Genomic DNA, 17123 nt, shown 5'->3' with positions numbered 1-17123 from the left:
TCTGCTCGTCGCCTTTCTCGCCGCTCCCCCTCCCCCCCCCCCCTCCCCCCCCCCCCCCCCCCCCCCCCCCCCCCCCCCCCCCCCCCCCCCCCCCCCCCCCCCCCGCCGAGCGGTCAGGCCGCCTCGGGCAGCCAGAGGTCCGGGCCGAAGACCTCGTAGTGGATGGACCGGGCGGGGACCCCGCGGCCGAGCAGCGCACCGCGCACGGCGCGCATGAACGGCAGCGGACCGCAGAGGTACACCGTCGCGTCCGCCGGGACGTCGATCCCTTCCAGGTCCATCCGACCACTGCGGGCGCCGGACTCCTCGGGGCCGGGGCGCTCGTACCAGAACACCGCCTCCCCGTCGGACAGCCCGTTCACCGCCTCGCGGGTCTCCGCGCGCAGGGCGTGCTCGGCGGGGGAGCCGTCGGCGTGCAGCACGAGCACCCGCCGGGTGGAACCCGTGGCGACCAGCCGGGCGAGCATGCCCAGCATCGGGGTGCAGCCGATTCCGGCCGAGACCAGGACCAGCGGGGTATCGGCCTCGTCGAGCGCGACATCGCCGGCGGGCACGGACAGGATGAGCTCGTCCCCGGTGCCGATCCGTTCGAACAGCAGGTTGGACACCTCGCCGTCCGGGGCGCCCTCCTCGCCCGCGACCCGTTTGACGGTGATGCGGCGCAGCTCCTGGCCCGGGTCGGAGGACAGGCTGTACTGGCGCAGCTGGTGCACCCCGTCGGGCATGGGCAGCTTCACGCTGACGTACTGACCGGCCCGGGCCTGCGGGGCGGGCCGGCCGTCGGCCGGGCGCACCAGGAACGACACCACGTCGTCCGTCTCCTCGTGGCGCTCCACGACCGTCCACGGGCGCCAGATGTCGCCGGGTTCGACCCCGGCGTCGTGGTACAGCCGTGCCTCCAACGCGATGAGGGCACCGGCCATCAGCCAGTACACCTCGTCCCAGGCGGCCGCGACCTCGGGGGTCACCGCGTCCCCGAGCACATCGGCGATCGCGCCGAACAGGTACTTGTGGACGATCGTGTACTGGTCGTCGGTGATCCCGACCGCGACGTGCTTGTGGGCGATCCGGGCCAGCAGGGCGTCCGGGCGGCTGTCCGGGTCGTCGAGGAGGGCCTGGGCGAAACCGGCTATGGAACCGGCGAGCGCCCGGCGCTGGGCGCCGCTGGCCTGGTTGCCCCGGTTGAACAGGCCGTCCAGCAGCTCGGGCCGGTCGCGGAACATCGAGCCGTAGAAACGCGTCGTGATCTCGTCGAGCGCCCCGGCCACGGCGGGCAGGGTGGCCCGCAGGACTGCGGCGGACTCTTCGGACAGCATGAGGTCTCCCAAAGACGGGACGGAACAAGAGGGTTGGACCGCGGGTCCGGACCGGCGGCAGAACCTGTATAGCAATCGGGAATGCCGGTATCCGGGGGTAACAGCGTCCTGGCCGGGGACGCGGGACTGTCGTCCCGGGCGAACGGGACCTCCGGCCCAGGCGGACGGCCCGCCGGAGCAGGGCCGACCGGCCCAGTGAACCGACGGGGCCGGTCGGCGCTCCCCGCCGGAACGGTCGCCCGCCCGATGCCGTACCGTCGCCTTTACTGGACCGTTACCGGACGCCGGGTCGGGAGACAGCCGGGCGGCGGTGCGGAGGCGAGGGGACAGGAGGCACACGGGTGGAAGGCTCCGAGCGGGACGGGGATGCCCGCGTACGGCTGCCGCAGCTGCGCCTCGACGAGCTGCTGGAGGAGCTCCAGGCCCGTATCGACGCGGCCCGCGGCACCCGCGACCGGGTGCGCAGCCTGCTGGAGGCCGTGCTCTCGGTCGGCCGGGAACTGGAACTGGAGCAGGTGCTGCACAGCATCGTCGAGGCCGCCGCGGCGGTGGTGGACGCGCGGTACGCGGCACTGGGCGTGATCGGCCCGGACGGCAGGCGGCTGTCCGCCTTCCACACCGTCGGTGTCAGCGAGGAGGAGATCGCCCGCATCGGCCACTACCCCGAGGGCCACGGCATCCTGGGCGAACTGATCCGGCACCCCGAGCCGCTGCGGGTGGCGAAACTCTCCGACCACCCCGCCTCCTACGGATTTCCGCCCCACCATCCGCCGATGAACACCTTCCTCGGTGTCCCCATCCGGGTCCGCGACCAGGTCTTCGGCAACCTGTACCTGACCGAGAAACGGGGCGGGGCGCAGTTCGACGAGGAGGACGAGTCGGTCCTGTCCACCCTGGCGGTCGCCGCCGGCGTCGCCATCGACAACGCGCGCCTCTACGAGGAGTCCCGGCAGCGGGAACGCTGGCTGGGGGCCAACGCCGAGATCACCCACGAACTCATGTCCGGCAGCGAACGCGGCACGGCCCTGATGCTCATCGCGGAGCGCGCCCGCGAGATCACCGGCGCTGCCCTCGCCGTGGTCGCGGTGCCCATGGCCGGGACCGACTCGCTGACCGTGGAACTGGCCGTCGGCCAGGGCGCCGAAAGCCACCGCGGGCTCGTCGTGCCCGTCGACGGCAGCCTGCTGGGCCGGGCCTTCACCACGGCGGCGCCCGTCACCAGCCCGGACATCACCAGCGACGAGCGGGTCTTCCCGGGCCCCCAGCGGCTCGAGGACCTCGGCCCGGCCGTGGCCGTGCCGATGGGGTCGGGCGACAGCGTGCGCGGCATCGTCCTGCTGGTCCGGTCCGCCGACCGCAACCCGTTCTCGGACAAGGAGACCGAACCGCTCCAGGGCTTCGCCGCCCAGGCGGCCGTGGCGATGGAGCTGGCGGAACGCCGTCAGGACGCCGAGCAGATCGCCGTCCTGGAGGACCGCGACCGCATCGCCCGCGATCTGCACGACCTGGCCATCCAGCGGCTGTTCGCGACCGGCATGACCCTGCAGAGCGCCGGCCGGTTCATCGAGCACAAGGAGGCCTCGGAGCGGGTGCTGCGGGCCGTGGACGACCTCGACGAAACCATCAAGATCATCCGCTCGACCATCTTCGGCCTGCGCTCCCGCTCCGCCGCGGGCGCCGCCGGCACCGGCCTGCGAGCCCGCGCCGTACGGGTGGTCGGCGAGGCCGCCCCCCTGCTCGGTTTCGCTCCCAGCGTGCGCATGGAGGGCCTGATCGACACCGAGGTGCCCAAGGAGACCGCCGACCACCTCGTGGCGGTGCTCTCCGAGTCGCTGACCAACATCGCCCGGCACGCCGTCGCCGACCGCGCCGACGTGGTCCTGGAGACCGACGGGCGCGAGGTCCGGCTGACGGTCGCGGACAACGGCGTGGGCATCCCGGCCGGGGGCCGCCGCAGCGGGCTGCGCAACATGGCCGAGCGCGCCGAGCAGCTCGGCGGCACCTTCGACATCACCGGCACCCCCGGCGGGGGCACCACGCTCGTGTGGCGGGTCCCGGTGGACGAGCGGTAGGCGCTCCCGCCGGACCGGTGTGTGGCCGTCACCCGGCGGGGGTACTCGTTGGCGGCCCCCGGGCCCAGCGGCCGCGAGGGCACGGCCGGCACGGGCGCACCGTCGGCGGGAGGAGCGTCGATGACGGGCTGGACCTGGGAGTACGAGGGGTACGATCCCGCCGACGTGCGCCTCCGCGAGTCGCTGTGCACCCTGGGCAACGGATACGTCGCCACCCGGGGTGCCCTGGCGGAGTGTTCGGCGGACGAGGTGCACTACCCGGGCACCTACGCGGCCGGCATCTACAACCGGCTCTCCTCCCAGGTCGCCGGGCGGCAGGTCGAGAACGAGGACATGGTCAACCTGCCCAACTGGCTCCCGCTGCGCTTCCGCCTGCCCGGAGAGCCCTGGCTCGCCCCCGACACGGCGACCGTGCTCGACCACGCCGTGACGCTGCACCTGTCCTCCGGACTGCTGGAGCGCAGGACACGGTACGGCCTCGGCACCGGGCGGGCGCTCCTCGTACGCCAGCTCCGATTCGTACACATGGCCGACCCTCATCTGGCGGGCCTGCGCACCGAGTTCACCGCCGAGGGCTTCTCCGGCACCCTGGAGACCGAGGCGGCACTCGACGGCGGCGTCACCAATGCCGGGGTACCGCGCTACCGGGATCTGGACGGCCGCCATCTGACCCATGTGCTCACCGGTACGACCTCGGCGGACACCGTGTGGCTGCGCTGCCGCACCCGTACCTCGGACGTGCGGATCGCCCTCGCCGCCCGGTTGACGTCACCCGCGCCCGTCACGATCCGGCACGACCGGCCGCGTGCCGTCCAGACGACCCGGCTGGAACTGGCCGCCGGGCGCACCGCCACGGTCGACAAGATCGTCGCCCTGCACACCTCCCGCGACCCCGCGATCAGCGACCCGCTGCACGCCGCCGTCGACCGGGTGAGCCGGGCGGGCGGCTTCGACGCGCTGCTGGCGCCCCATCTGACGGTGTGGGAGCAACTGTGGCGCCGGGCCGAGCTGGACGTGCCCGACGAGGCGGGGCGCATCCTGCGGCTGCATCTCTTCCACGTCCTGCAGACCCTGTCCCCGCACACCGCTGACCTGGACGTCGGTGTTCCGGCCAGAGGGCTGCACGGCGAGGCCTACCGGGGCCATGTCTTCTGGGACGAACTGTTCGTGCTGCCGTATCTCAACCTGCACTTCCCGGAGGTCTCGCGCGCGCTGCTGCACCACCGCCACCGGCGCCTGGAACGTGCCCGCACCGCCGCGCGGGACGCGGGCGGCGATGGCGCGATGTACCCGTGGCAGAGCGGCAGCGACGGGCGGGAGGAGACCCAGCAGCTGCACCTCAATCCCCGCTCAGGCCGCTGGCTGCCCGACCACTCCCACCTCCAGCACCATGTGGGCTCGGCCATCGCGTACAACGTGTGGCAGTACTGCGAGGCGAGCGGCGACGAGGAGTTCCTGCACACCAAGGGCGCCGAGATGCTGCTGCAGATCTCCCGCTTCTGGGCGGAATCGGCCGGCTTCGACGAACGTCTCGGCCGTTACCGCATCAAGGGTGTCCTGGGGCCCGACGAGTACCACGACGCCTACCCGGACGCCGCCGAACCGGGCCTCGACGACAACGCGTACACCAATGTCACGGCCGCCTGGGTGCTCACCCGCACCCTGGAGGTGCTGGACGGCCTCCCCGAGCCCCGGCGTCGTGAACTCACCGAGCGCACCGGACTGGACGGGGGTGAACTGGAGGAGTGGGAGGAGATCTCCCGCATGCTCCACGTCCCCTTCCACGACGGTGTGATCAGCCAGTTCGAGGGCTACGGGGAACTCGCCGCACTCGACTGGCGGGGCTACCGGCGCCGGTACGGCGACATCCGGCGCCTGGACCGGATCCTGGAGGCCGAGGGCGACAGCGTCAACCGCTACCAGGCCTCCAAGCAGGCCGACGTCCTGATGCTGGGTTATCTCTTCTCGCCCGCCGAACTCCAGGGCGTCTTCCACCGGCTGGGGCTGAGCCTCGACGAACGGACCTGGCGGCGCACGGTGGACCACTACCTGCACCGCACCAGCCACGGCTCCACCCTCAGCGGCCTGGTCCACGGCTGGGTCCTGGCCCGGGCCCGCCGCGCGGACGCCTGGAAGTTCTGCCAGGAGGCACTTCAGGCGGACATCGCCGACATCCAGGGCGGCACCACCGGTGAGGGCATCCACCTCGGCGCCATGGCCGGCACCCTCGATCTGGTCCAGCGCGGACTGACCGGCCTCGAGACCCGCCGGGGCGCCCTCTGGCTCGACCCCGTGCCCCTGCCGGAACTGTCCTCCTACGGCTTCACCCTGCGCTACCACGGCCACTGGGGGGTGCGGCTGCGGCTGGAACGCGGGATGCTGGAGATCACCGTGCCCGAGTCCGGCCGCTCCCCGATCGACGTGCACCTCCCGGACCGCCGCACGGTCCGCGTCGAGCCGGGCGAGACCGGCCGGCTGGCCCTCCCGGACTGAACCGGCCGAGCGCCCGCCCGGCCCGGGAACGAACCGGACGGGCGACCTGCGGTGCGCTGCGCGGGAGCGGCGGCCCAGGACCTCTCCGGCGGATCCCGCCGGAGAGGCGGGGACGGGTACGCCCCGCCGGGAGCCGTGTCCCGCGCGTCCGGGGCGGCGGGTGTTCTCGGCTGCCTGCTTCGCCGGCCGGGCGTTACGCGCCGCTTTCCCGCAGCATGTCCTCGCGCTCGACGATCTTCACGCGCTCGCGGCCCTGCGGCTCGCCCAGCGCCTTCTCCGCCGCGTCCAGCCGGTACCAGCCGTCCCAGGTGGTGAAGCGGATGCCGCGCTCGGCGAGGAACGCGTCCACCGCCTCCGGAGCGGGCGACTCGGGCGTCAGCAGCCGCCCGCCCGCATAGTCCTCCAGCAGGTTGGCCACGGTCTCGTTGGCGTCGCCCTTGGTGTGGCCGATCAGGCCCACCGGACCGCGCCGGATCCAGCCGGTGACGTACGTGGACGGCAGGTGTTCGCCGGTCTCCTGGACGACCCGGCCGCCCTGGTCCGGGACGGTGCCTGAGCCGAGGTCCCAGGGCAGCTTGGGCAGCTTGTCGGACAGGTAGCCCACGGCCCGGTAGACCGCGCTGACGTCCCAGTCCTTGAACTCGCCGGTGCCCTTGACGTTGCCGGTGCCGTCGAGCGCGGTGCGCTCGGTGCGCAGGCCGGTGACCCTGCCGTCCTCGCCGAGGATCTCCACGGGGGATTCGAAGAAGTGCAGGAACAGCTTGTGCGGGCGGTCGCCGGTGTCGCGGATCGCCCAGTTCTCCAGGGTCTTGGCGACCATGTCGGCCTGCTTGTTGCCGCGCCGGGTGGCGATCGAGCCCTCGTCGTAGTCGATGTCCTCGGGGTCGACGACGACCTCGATGGTGGGGGAGTGGTCGAGCTCGCGCAGTTCCATGGGGCTGAACTTCGCCTGAGCCGGGCCACGGCGCCCGAACACGTGGACCTCCAGGGCCTTGTTGGCCTTCAGGCCCTCGTACACGTTCGGCGGGATCTCCGTCGGCAGCAGTTCGTCGGCCGTCTTGGCGAGGATACGGGCGACGTCGAGGGCGACGTTCCCGACGCCCAGCACGGCGACCTTCTCGGCCTCCAGGGGCCAGGTGCGCGGCACGTCCGGGTGGCCGTCGTACCAGGAGACGAAGTCCGCGGCGCCGTAGGAACCGTCGAGGCCGATGCCGGGGACGTCCAGTGCGCGGTCGGCCATGGCGCCGGTGGCGAAGATCACGCCGTCGTAGAACGTGCGCAGATCGTCCAGGTGGAGGTCGGTGCCGTAGTCCACGTTGCCGAACAGACGGATCTGCGGCTTGTCGAGCACCTGGTGCAGGGCGGTGATGATGCCCTTGATCCGCGGGTGGTCGGGGGCGACGCCGTAGCGGATCAGACCGAACGGCGCCGGCATGCGCTCGAAGATGTCGATGGACACGCCCGGTTCGGCGGCGACGTCGGACTTGAGCAGGGCGTCGGCGGCGTAGATCCCGGCGGGGCCGGATCCGACGATGGCTACCCGCAGGGGGCGGGGCATGTGCGGTTCCCTTCGAGCGATGACGGACGACTCGTGGGGAAGCCTAAACTAAGGCATGCCTTACCTGGTACGCGGGTCCGTTCTATGAGCTCATAAGCATCCCTTATGACCTCTCCCAGGTCTGGCTTATGGCTCAGGGGGTGGGCTGCTCCGCCCAGATGACCTTGCCCGCGGGCAGATAGCGGGTGCCCCAGCGCTCGGCGAGCTGGGCGACCAGGAACAGCCCGCGCCCGCCCTCGTCCGTCATGGTCGCGTACCGCAGATGCGGCGAGGTGCTGCTGCTGTCGTAGACCTCGCAGATCAGGTTGCGGTCGTGCAGCATGCGCACCTGGATCGGGCTGCCTCCGTAGCGGAGGGCGTTGGTGACCAGCTCGCTCAGGATCAGCTCCGTGCCGAAGGTCAGCTCCTCCAGTCCCCACTCGGCCAGCTTGCGGGTGACCGCGGCCCGCACCTCGCCGACGGCCGCCGGATCCGACGGCACCGGCCACTCGGCGATCCGGTCGGCGGTCAGCACCCGCGTCCGCGCCACGATCAGCGCGATGTCGTCCCCGGCCCGCACCGGCCGCCGGGAGTCCAGCACGACCCTGCAGGTGTCCTCGGGGGAGTCCCCGGCCCGGGACAGCGCCTCACGCAGCCGCTCCAGGCCGACGTCGATGTCGTGCCCCCGGTCCTCGACCAGACCGTCGGTGTAGAGGACCAGCCGGCTGCCCTCCGGCAGCTCCAGATCGGCCGACTCGAACGGCAGCCCGCCGAGCCCCAGCGGGGGGCCGGCGGGCACGTCCGGGAACTCGACACCGCCGTCCGGCCGGACCAGGGCCGGCGGGGGATGACCCGCACGGGCGACGGTGCAGTGCCGCGAGACGGGGTCGTACACGGCGTACAGACAGGTCGCACCGGTCACCGGGGCGCTGTGCTCGTCCTGTGCCTCGTCCTGGTCGATGCGGGCGACCAGCTCGTCGAGCAGACCGAGGAGCTCGTCGGGCGGGAGGTCCAGCGCGGAGAAGTTGTGCACCGCGGTGCGCAGCCGCCCCATCGTGGCCGCCGCGTGCAGGCCGTGCCCGACGACGTCGCCGACCACCAGGGCGACCCTCGCGCCGGACAGCGGCAGGACGTCGAACCAGTCCCCGCCCACCCCGGCCTGCGCCGGAAGGTAGCGGTAGGCGATCTCCAGGGCGCTCTGCTCGGGCAGGCTGCGCGGCAGCAGACTCTGCTGGAGCGTCACCGCCATGCTGTGCTCGCGCGTGTAGCGGCGGGCGTTGTCGATGGAGACGGCGGCCCGGGCCACCAGTTCCTCCGCCAGGGCCAGCTCATCGGTGTCGAACGGCTCCGCCTTGCGGGAACGCCAGAAGCTGACCACGCCCAGCACCAGGGCACCGGCCCGCAGCGGCACGGTGATCAGCGAGTGGATGCCGTACTCCATGACCTGCCCGGAGCGCTCGACGTCCTGTGCGTGCCAGCCCGGGGCCTCGGCGAGGCGGGGCTCGAGGACCGGGCGGCCGTCGGCGAGGCTCTGGCCCTGCGGGGACGACGCCACGAAGCGGATCTTCTCGTCCCTGGGATAGAGCGGAGGGTCGTCGGCGATTCCCGTGACCGCCGTGCGGCGCAGAGCGGCTGCCGGGTCCGGGTGCCCGCCGGCCAGCACCGACTCGAACAGGTCCACCGTGGCGAAGTCGGCGAACCGGGGCACGGCCAGCTCGGTGAGCTCCTCGGCGGTGCGGGTGACGTCCAGACTCGTCCCGATGCCCACCCCGGCGTCGTAGAGCATGTTGAGCCGCTCGCGTGACGCCTCGGCCCGGCCGGACAGGGCACGCAGCTCGGTGGAGTCGCGGACCGTGGCGACACTGCCGGGCGGGCCGCCCGAGCGGTCCGTGGGCCGCTGGTTGACCGCCAGCAGCCGGTCGCCCACCCGGTGCACCTCGTCCGTGGCCACCCGCCCCGAGGACAGCAGGTCGGCGGTGCCGGGATCCAGGCCGATGTCCCGCACATGCCGGCCCTCGGCGTCCGGGGGCAGACCGAACAGACGGTGCGCCTCGTCGTTGGCGAGCATGAGGGTGCCGTGGCCGTCGACGATGAGCACCCCTTCACGCACCGCGTGCAGCACGGCGTCGTGGTGTTCGTACATCCGTGTCATCTCGTGCGGGCCCAGGCCGTGGGTCTGGCGCAGCAGTCGTCTGCTGACCAGGGCCGCGCCCCCGGTGGCCAGGGCGAGCGCGGCGAGCGCGGCGCTCAGCACGAGCGGCAGCTGGGCCTCCGCGGCTCCGCCGACGTTCTCGGTCGTGATCCCCGCCGACACCAGGCCCACCACCGTGCCGTCGCCGTCCTCGACCGGCACCACCGCCTGCACCAGCTGCCCGATGGTCCCCTCGATCTCCTCCACGACCGGCTCCCCGGCCAGCGCGGGCTCGATGGTGCCGACGAACTGCTTGCCGATGCGGTCCGGCCGGGGGTGCGTGTAGCGGATGCCGTCGGTGTTCATCACGACGACGAAGTCGACGTTCGACTCCTCGCGGGCCGCCTCGGCGCGTGGCTGCAGGACGGCCGTCGGGTCGGGGGAGTCGAGCGCCGCCACGGTGCCGGGCGCGTTGGCGAAGGTCTCCGCCACGGCGAGCGAACGGTTGCGGGCCTCCTGGGTGCTGTCCCGACGGACCTGAAGCACCAGGGCGACGACCGCGGCCACGACCAGCAGGAGCACGATCAGCAGATGCAGTACGAACACCTGACCGGCGACGCTGCGCCCGCTCAGTACCGACCGCAGTGCCGCCGCCGGATGCCGCCGAGAGGGGCCGCCCCCCTTCTGTCGGCGCCGTGCGGACGCCGCGGCACCGGGCCGCAGGGGCGACCGGGTCCGGGATCGACCCATGAGTCGGACCATGTGCCATGTCTACACCGCCGGGCCACGCGAGGCGAGGGGCGGCACCCACCTGACCGGCGGGTTGCCGCCCGTCCCCCGTTCCGTGCCGCGGGTCGCGCGCGGCCTTCCCCCCTCGGCCGCGCGCGACCCTCCCCCTGCGCGCGACTCGTCCCCCGAAGGTCGCGCGCGTTCGGTGCCCGGGCCACCCCCGGACGTGTCCGTCCCGGCCTCAGTCGGCCAGGGCCCGGGCCAGTTCCGTGGTGGCGCGGGAGATCTCGGTGTCCGGCTCCGACAGCAGCCGGTTCAGCTCGCCGCGCCGGGCGCGGACCGCCTGCCGAGCGGCCCGCTCCCACACCACCGGGTTCTCGCGGCGGTTGAGCAGCTTGGGATACGCGGCGGCGGTGCTCTCCCATTGCCGGGCGTCGGCGATGGCCTTGAGCAGCTGGATGATCCGGGCCCGGCAGGTGACGTGCGGCAGCTGGGCCAGCTCCCAGAGGAAGGGGACCGTGGCGGCGGTCGCCTGTTCCGTGACGAACCCGTACTGGCAGATGCGTTTCCGCAGATCCTCCAGGGCGGCGAGGGCCGTGTCGGAGTCTCCCCAGGCGATGCCGTTGAGCAGCAGGGGGATGGCCGCCGCCGATCCGGTGGAGTCCTGCATGTCGGCCCACGGCACATGGGACACTGCCGTGAGGGGTGTGGTCCGTGCCACTCCGGTGGGGGACGTGTGGCGCACAGGGCGCTCGCTGCTCGGCTGTTCCGTCGAAGCGCTGCGCATGGCGTGGATGCCTTTCCGCGGCAGTCGTGTCAGGTGGGCGGGCGGGTGGACAACCGGGCCCACACCGTCTTGCCGGCCGGGGCCGTGGGGGTCCAGCCCCACGCCTCGGACAGGGCGTCGACGATGTGCAGCCCCCGGCCGTGCTCCTCCAGGCAGGCGCCCGGAGCACGGACGGGCGGGTGGTCGTCGGGGTCGGAGACGGTGAGCAGCAGGTGCGCCGGTTCCCGGTGGAACCCGAGCCGGACGTCCGGCACACCCGCGCACCGCGGTGCCGCGTGTGTCACGGCGTTCGCGGTGAGCTCGGTCATCACGAGGGTGGCGTCGTCGCAGCGGTGGCCGAGCGACCAGACGCCCAGGGTGTCCCGGGTGAAGGACCGCGCCCGGGCGAGGCCCTCCCGGCTGCAGGTGATGCGCAGCGCCACCGAGGCGGACGCGGCGCCGGCCGTCGCCGGCGTCGGAGGAGGTCCTTCGTACGGCATCGCGGGCAGCGGTGCGTGGGGGGAGGCCGGGGCCGTGCCGGAGCCACGCAACGGGATCACGGCGACGGCCGGCGGCCGCAGCGCCGGTAACGCAGGTGATGACACGGCATCTCCTCGATGCGACGTCAGGACGGGGCGCCTACAAGGGGGTTGACGCCGCAGCTATTATCCACGCTGACAGCGCTCGCGTGCAATTGCACGAGAAATTGCGCGAGATTTTTCGTCATGGGCGGCGGGAGCCGTGCCGGGTGGGGAACGCGAACAGCAAGGAGACAGCGGTGCCAGGAGTGCGGAACGGAGTGCGGGCCAGTCAGTTGGACGCCCGCTGGATCAAGAGCCGGCACAGCAATGCCGAGGGCAACTGTGTCGAGGTGGCGCCGCTGACCGGCGGGGAGATCGCGCTGCGCAACTCACGTGATCCCGACGGCCCCGCCCTCGTCTACACGTCCGCGGAGCTGGCCGCCTTCCTGGCCGGTGCGAAGGACGGCGAGTTCGACCATCTCCTCTGAGTGCCAGGGCGGCCGGCGCCGGCCGCCCTGGGGCGGCGCCGGTGAAACGGAGTTCAACCACTCACTTCTGCCGGGCTTCCCCGGGCGGATGCGGTGAGGCAGCGTCAGATGCGATAGTGTTAATCGCCCTTGTGCCGGTCTGCTGGGAGTCAGGATGTCCGCCGCGTCGTCGCATCGCATCTCCCGTCTGGAACCCTATCTGGACAGGTCCGAGCCCGCGCCGACCCTGCTGAAGATGCTGGTCGGCGTGCAGCTGGCGGGCTTCCGCGAGGATGCCGGGCTGTCCCAGGACCAGGCGGCCCGCTCTGCCGGCTTCAGCGGGGCGAAGCTGTCCCGTATCGAGTCCGGCAAGGGCCGGCGCCCGCCGACCGAGAGTGACGTCCGCGCGCTGCTGAACCTGTACGGCACCGACGACTACGAGGCCTCGGTGCTGCTCAAACTCCTCCGGCGGGCCGGAGAGCCGGGCTGGTGGCAGCGGTACGACAAGCGGCTGATGCCCGAGTGGTTCGACCGTCTGGTCGGGCTCCAGGAGGCCGCGGCCACCATCCGTACCTTCGAGATCCAGTACGTTCCCGGACTGCTGCAGACCGCCGCCTACACCCGCGCGGTGGTCGAACGAGGGCTGCCCAACGCCCCGGCGGGCGAGGTGCAGCGCCGGGTGGAACTGCGCATGCGCCGCGCCGAGCTTCTGCAGCGCGAGGCCCCGCCGCAGTTGTGGGCCGTCATCGACGAGTCGGTCCTGCTGCGAGTCCTGGGCAGCCGCGCGGTGATGCGCGAGCAGCTCGAGCACCTGGTGACGATGGCCGAACGCACCAACGTGACGGTGCAGATCGTGCCGCTCGACGTGACCAACGCGTCGGCTCCCGCGATCCCGGTGACCTATCTGCGCTTCGGCGGTCTGGATCTGCCCGACGTGGTCTATCTGGAGCACATCAGGAGCGCCAACTTCCTCGAGGACCGGGACGAGACGGAGGAGTACCGCATCGCGCTGGACCGTCTCGCGGACGAGGCCCTCAAGCCCCGCGACTCCGTGGAACTGCTGCGCAGCACGATCAAGGAGCGCTACGCCACCTCGTAGGGGCGCAGCGCCGGCCTTGGCGTCGCTAGAGGGTGTCTACTGCGGAAGCCGGCCCACACCGCCGAATTCGATCCACTCCTGCGTGAGCTGACGGGGCGCCACCTCGGTGTCCGGACGCCAGGTGGACACCTCCACCAGGCCCGGCTCCAGGACCTCCAGCCCTTCGAAGTAGCCCTCCACGTCCTTCGGTTCACGCACCCGGCCCCAGTGCCCCTGGGTCGCCTGGTCCATGAAGTTCGTGACGAACTCGCGGACTTCGGGGTCCTCGCTGACCAGCTGGCACATCACCATGAAGCTGCCGGGTGCGAGCCGTTCGCGCACCCGGCGGGCCACCGCGAGCGGGCCGTCGGTGTCGCTGTCGGGGATGCAGTGGAAGACCGAGTTGAACAGTACGCAGACCGGCTCGGAGAAGTCGATCAGCCGCTGGGTCTCGGGGTGCCCGAAGATCTCGTCCGTCTCGCGCATGTCGGCCTGGATCACCACGGTGCGCTCGTCCTGCTCCAGCAGGGCCCGGCCGTGGACCAGAACCATCGGGTCGTTGTCGACATACACCACGTGGGTGCTGGGGTCGATGCGCTGTGCGACCTGGTGGACGTTGTCCTGGGTGGGCAGGCCGGAACCGTGGTCCAGGTACTGCCGGATGCCGTACTCCTGGGTCAGAGTACGGACCACGCGCTGGAGGAAGCGCCGGTTGTTCAGGGCCAGACGACGGGTGCTGGGCACCACCTTGTCGAGTTCCTCGGTCGCGGCGCGGTCCGCCGCGTAGTTGTCCTTGCCGCCCAGGTAGTAGTCGTACATACGTGCGGCCGTCGGCACGGTTGCGTCGATCTCGGTGGACAACTGCTTACCGGTGTGCATCGTTCCCCCTGCGGAGTACCGCGCCAACTGGACTGGCTGGACAGGAAATACATCCTAGGGAGCGCCACGCGGCCCCTGCCAGCCCGTCGGCGAATGAGGCCTCGAAGGAATACCGCCCGGCACACCTGTGGTCACCATGGGTGCTCGTATGGGCGCGTTACGTGAGCGTCTGGCGGGTCGGACGCGGGGTACTCGCCGGGCGACGCCCGTTTCCCGTGGGAGGCCGGACCTTGGACAGCTCGACGGACCCGATCGCCAACCCCTGGGGCGCACGCACGCCGTACGCACCCGGCACGCCCTGGCCGGTCCGCACCGACATGCATCTGGCGGAAGGGGTCCGGGAGGAGGACGTGGAGCGATGGGTGCGCTCCGCCTCCATCCTGCACTCCAACGGCGACGCGATGGACATCGCCGTGCGCGACGGACGCATCGTGGGCGTCCGGGGCCGCGCCGTCGACCGGGTCAACCGCGGCCGGCTCGGTCCCAAGGACCTCTTCGGCTGGCAGGCCAACCACGCGCCGGACCGTCTCACCCGGCCCCTCGTCCGGCAGCACGGACGGCTGGTGGAGACGGACTGGGACACCGCCATGGACCGGATCGCCTCCCGCACCCGGACCCTGCTGGACGAACGGGGCCCCGGCGCCGTCGGCTTCTACACCACCGGACAGCTCTTCCTGGAGGAGTACTACACCCTCGCGGTCCTCGCCCACGTCGGCATCCGCACCAACCACCTCGACGGCAACACCCGGCTGTGCACCGCGACGGCCGCCGAGGCACTCAAGGAGACCTTCGGCTCCGACGGCCAGCCCGGCTCGTACGAGGACATCGACCACGCCGACACCATCGCCCTGTTCGGGCACAACGTGGCCGAAACCCAGACGGTGCTCTGGATGCGGATCCTGGACCGCCTGGAAGGCTCCGACCCGCCCCGGCTGCTGTGCGTCGACCCCCGGTACACCCCCGTCGCCCGGCGCGCCGACGTGCATCTGGCACCCCGCCCCGGCACGAACGTCGCGCTGCTCAACGCCCTGCTGCACGAGATCATCCGCACCGGCCGGATCGACCGCGCCTTCCTCGACGCCCACACCGTCGGCTTCGACGAACTCGCCTCTCGCGTGGAGCGGTGCACCCCGCAATGGGCCGCGGAGATCTGTGACGTCCCCGCCGCGCAGATCGAACGGGCGGCCGAACTCCTCGGTGACGCGCGACGGCTGCTGTCCACCGTCCTGCAGGGCGTCTACCAGTCCCACCAGGCCTCCGCCGCCGCCGTACAGGTCAACAACCTGCATCTCGTCCGCGGCATGCTGGGCCGCCCCGGCTGCGGACTGCTCCAGATGAACGGCCAGCCCACCGCCGAGAACACCCGTGAGTGCGGTGCGAACGGCGACCTCCCCGGCTTCCGCAACTGGCAGAACGACCAGCACGTGGCGGAGCTCGCCGAGATCTGGAACGTCGAGCCGGACGCCATCCCGCACCACGGCCCGCCCACCCATGCGATGCAGATCTTCCGCTACGCCGAACAGGGCTCCCTGGGCCTGCTGTGGATCACCGGCACCAACCCGGCCGTCTCCCTGCCCGAACTCGCCAGGATCCGCTCGATCCTCGCCCAGGAAAGGCTGTTCGTGGTGGTGCAGGACCTGTTCCTCACCGAGACCGCCCAGCTCGCCGACGTCGTCCTGCCGGCCGCGACCTGGGGCGAGAAGACCGGCACCTTCACCAACACCGACCGCACCGTGCACCTGTCGGAGAAGGCCGTCGAACCGCCCGGCGAGGCCCGCGCCGACCTCGACATCTTCCTCGACTTCGCCGCCCGCATGGACTTCCGCGACAAGGACGGCGGACCGCTGATCAGCTGGCGCGACCCGCAGGGCGCCTTCGCTGCCTGGCAGCGGTGCAGCGCCGGGCGCCCCTGCGACTACACCGGACTCAGCTACGACAAACTGCGGCGCGGCAGCGGCATCCAGTGGCCCTGTACCGAGGACGCCCCCGACGGCACCGCACGCCTCTACGCCGACGGCATCACCTACGCCCACCCCGACGTGTGCGAGAGCTACGGCAAGGACATGGTGACCGGCGCGACCGTCACACCGGTCGAGTACCGCTCCCTCAACCCGGACGGCAAGGCGGTGATCAAGGCCGCCGAGTACCTCCCGCCCCACGAGGACACCTCGCCCGAGTACCCTCTCCAGCTGATCACCGGCCGCACGGTCCACCACTTCCACACCCGCACCAAGACCGGCCGCGCCCCCGAGCTCAACGCCGCCGCGCCGGACGTATGGGCGGAGATCTCCCCCGCGGAGGCCGCCGCACAAGGGCTGTCCGACGGCGACCTGGTCCAGGTCACGACCCCGCGCGGAGCCCTGCGGGCCCGGCTGCGGACGACCGCGATCCGCGACGGCGTGGTGTTCGTGCCGTTCCACTACGGCTACTGGGACACACCGGAGGGCCACCGGCCGCCCGACGACACCCCCGGCCGCGCCGCCAACGAGACCACCATCACCGACTGGGACCCGCTCTCCAAACAGCCGCTGTTCAAGACGGCCGCTGCGCGCATGACCCTGGTCGCCCGGCGCGACGCGGGGCACGGCGGGGGAGCGGACGGCACCGACACGGCGGGGAGCACGGCATGAGCGGCATCGGCGTCACCCTGCGCACCCTGCACGACGGTGAACGGGAGCTGGAACAGAACCTGCTCGCCGCCGCCGAACGCCATCGGGTCGAGCACGAGTTCCACCATGTCGCCACCGACGTCGCCCGCTGGTCCCGGGAACACGCCACGCGGCTGGCAGCCCTCGGCCGCGATCACGGCCTCGATCTGCCCGGTCCCCGTGACCACCCCGCGCCCGGCGCGCTCGCCGCGCTGCGGGAGAAGACCTCGGAGATCCTCGGACGCCGCCCGGAGACCGGTCTGCTCCTCCTGCACGACCTGTGCGACCTGCACCTGGCCGCCACCCGCAACTCGCTCCACTGGGAGATGCTGGCCCAGGCGGCGCAGGCCACCCGGGACCGGGACCTGCTGGACCTGGTCTCGTCCTGCCATCCCCAGACCCTCCGCCAGATGCGCTGGACCAACACGATGATCAAGGTGCTGTCCCCGCAGCTCCTCGTCAGCACGTAGGCGGACGGGGGCCGGA

12 protein-coding genes are annotated in these 17123 nt (G+C 72.1%); 6 read left to right on the top strand and 6 right to left on the bottom strand.

The features are described from left to right. Positions 1-113: 113 nt before the first annotated feature. Positions 114-1316: a globin domain-containing protein gene (locus ACZ44S_RS28010; protein ID WP_466933724.1), complete on the bottom strand. Its 1203-nt coding sequence runs from the start codon at positions 1314-1316 to the stop codon at positions 114-116. Positions 1317-1657: 341 nt separating this feature from the next. On the opposite strand from ACZ44S_RS28010, the gene ACZ44S_RS28005 reads away from it, so the two are divergent. Next, positions 1658-3388, top strand: a complete 1731-nt coding sequence (locus ACZ44S_RS28005; RefSeq protein ID WP_466933722.1) for a sensor histidine kinase — start codon at positions 1658-1660, stop codon at positions 3386-3388. Positions 3389-3508: 120 nt separating this feature from the next. After that, positions 3509-5881, top strand: coding sequence for a glycoside hydrolase family 65 protein (locus ACZ44S_RS28000; RefSeq protein ID WP_466933720.1), 2373 nt, complete (start codon positions 3509-3511; stop codon positions 5879-5881). A 193-nt stretch (positions 5882-6074) separates the two neighbouring features. On the opposite strand, the gene ACZ44S_RS27995 is transcribed toward ACZ44S_RS28000, so the two are convergent. The 4 genes from ACZ44S_RS27995 to ACZ44S_RS27980 form a co-directional block, all read right to left on the bottom strand. Beyond that, positions 6075-7439, bottom strand: a complete 1365-nt coding sequence (locus ACZ44S_RS27995; protein ID WP_466933718.1) for an FAD-dependent oxidoreductase — start codon at positions 7437-7439, stop codon at positions 6075-6077. Positions 7440-7572: 133 nt separating this feature from the next. Further along, entirely contained in the window at positions 7573-10299 is a 2727-nt protein-coding gene (locus tag ACZ44S_RS27990; protein WP_466933717.1) for a SpoIIE family protein phosphatase, read from the bottom strand. A 220-nt stretch (positions 10300-10519) separates the two neighbouring features. Next, positions 10520-11065, bottom strand: coding sequence for a hypothetical protein (locus tag ACZ44S_RS27985; protein WP_466933715.1), 546 nt, complete (start codon positions 11063-11065; stop codon positions 10520-10522). A 29-nt stretch (positions 11066-11094) separates the two neighbouring features. Beyond that, a complete protein-coding gene (locus tag ACZ44S_RS27980) occupies positions 11095-11673 on the bottom strand; it encodes an ATP-binding protein (RefSeq protein ID WP_466933762.1) in 579 nt (192 codons plus the stop codon). A 149-nt stretch (positions 11674-11822) separates the two neighbouring features. Between ACZ44S_RS27980 and ACZ44S_RS27975 the strand changes: the two genes are divergently transcribed. Both ACZ44S_RS27975 and ACZ44S_RS27970 read left to right on the top strand, forming a co-directional pair. Then, positions 11823-12053 carry a DUF397 domain-containing protein gene (locus tag ACZ44S_RS27975; RefSeq protein WP_466933714.1) on the top strand — a complete coding sequence of 77 codons (231 nt, stop codon included), beginning with the start codon at positions 11823-11825 and terminating at the stop codon, positions 12051-12053. A 154-nt stretch (positions 12054-12207) separates the two neighbouring features. Continuing rightward, positions 12208-13131, top strand: coding sequence for a helix-turn-helix domain-containing protein (locus ACZ44S_RS27970; protein WP_466933712.1), 924 nt, complete (start codon positions 12208-12210; stop codon positions 13129-13131). Between the two features lie 36 nt (positions 13132-13167). On the opposite strand, the gene ACZ44S_RS27965 is transcribed toward ACZ44S_RS27970, so the two are convergent. Beyond that, positions 13168-13989, bottom strand: a complete 822-nt coding sequence (locus ACZ44S_RS27965; protein ID WP_190162554.1) for an SAM-dependent methyltransferase — start codon at positions 13987-13989, stop codon at positions 13168-13170. 230 nt (positions 13990-14219) lie between these two features. Here ACZ44S_RS27965 and ACZ44S_RS27960 point away from each other — a divergent pair, with 230 nt between their 5' ends. Next, positions 14220-16619: a molybdopterin oxidoreductase family protein gene (locus ACZ44S_RS27960; protein ID WP_466933709.1), complete on the top strand. Its 2400-nt coding sequence runs from the start codon at positions 14220-14222 to the stop codon at positions 16617-16619. Beyond that, complete coding sequence (locus ACZ44S_RS27955; RefSeq protein ID WP_466933707.1) at positions 16616-17107, top strand: hypothetical protein; 492 nt, start codon at positions 16616-16618, stop codon at positions 17105-17107. Before ACZ44S_RS27960 ends, ACZ44S_RS27955 begins: the two co-directional genes overlap by 4 nt. The last annotated feature ends 16 nt before the right edge of the window (positions 17108-17123 follow it).

The organism is Streptomyces malachitofuscus (assembly GCF_055571035.1).
The sequence above is the reverse complement of the archived record's forward strand: the minus strand, read 5'-3'. Positions and strand labels throughout refer to the sequence as shown.

What these genes read in the sequence shown, in the direction of transcription:
- ACZ44S_RS28010 (WP_466933724.1), bottom strand. Translation starts at nt 1,316, where the DNA reads ATGCTGTCCGAAGAGTCCGCCGCAGTCCTGCGGGCCACCCTGCCCGCC.
- ACZ44S_RS28000 (WP_466933720.1), top strand. Translation starts at nt 3,509, where the DNA reads ATGACGGGCTGGACCTGGGAGTACGAGGGGTACGATCCCGCCGACGTG.
- ACZ44S_RS27995 (WP_466933718.1), bottom strand. Translation starts at nt 7,439, where the DNA reads ATGCCCCGCCCCCTGCGGGTAGCCATCGTCGGATCCGGCCCCGCCGGG.
- ACZ44S_RS27990 (WP_466933717.1), bottom strand. Translation starts at nt 10,299, where the DNA reads ATGGGTCGATCCCGGACCCGGTCGCCCCTGCGGCCCGGTGCCGCGGCG.
- ACZ44S_RS27985 (WP_466933715.1), bottom strand. Translation starts at nt 11,065, where the DNA reads ATGCGCAGCGCTTCGACGGAACAGCCGAGCAGCGAGCGCCCTGTGCGC.
- ACZ44S_RS27970 (WP_466933712.1), top strand. Translation starts at nt 12,208, where the DNA reads ATGTCCGCCGCGTCGTCGCATCGCATCTCCCGTCTGGAACCCTATCTG.
- ACZ44S_RS27965 (WP_190162554.1), bottom strand. Translation starts at nt 13,989, where the DNA reads ATGCACACCGGTAAGCAGTTGTCCACCGAGATCGACGCAACCGTGCCG.
- ACZ44S_RS27955 (WP_466933707.1), top strand. Translation starts at nt 16,616, where the DNA reads ATGAGCGGCATCGGCGTCACCCTGCGCACCCTGCACGACGGTGAACGG.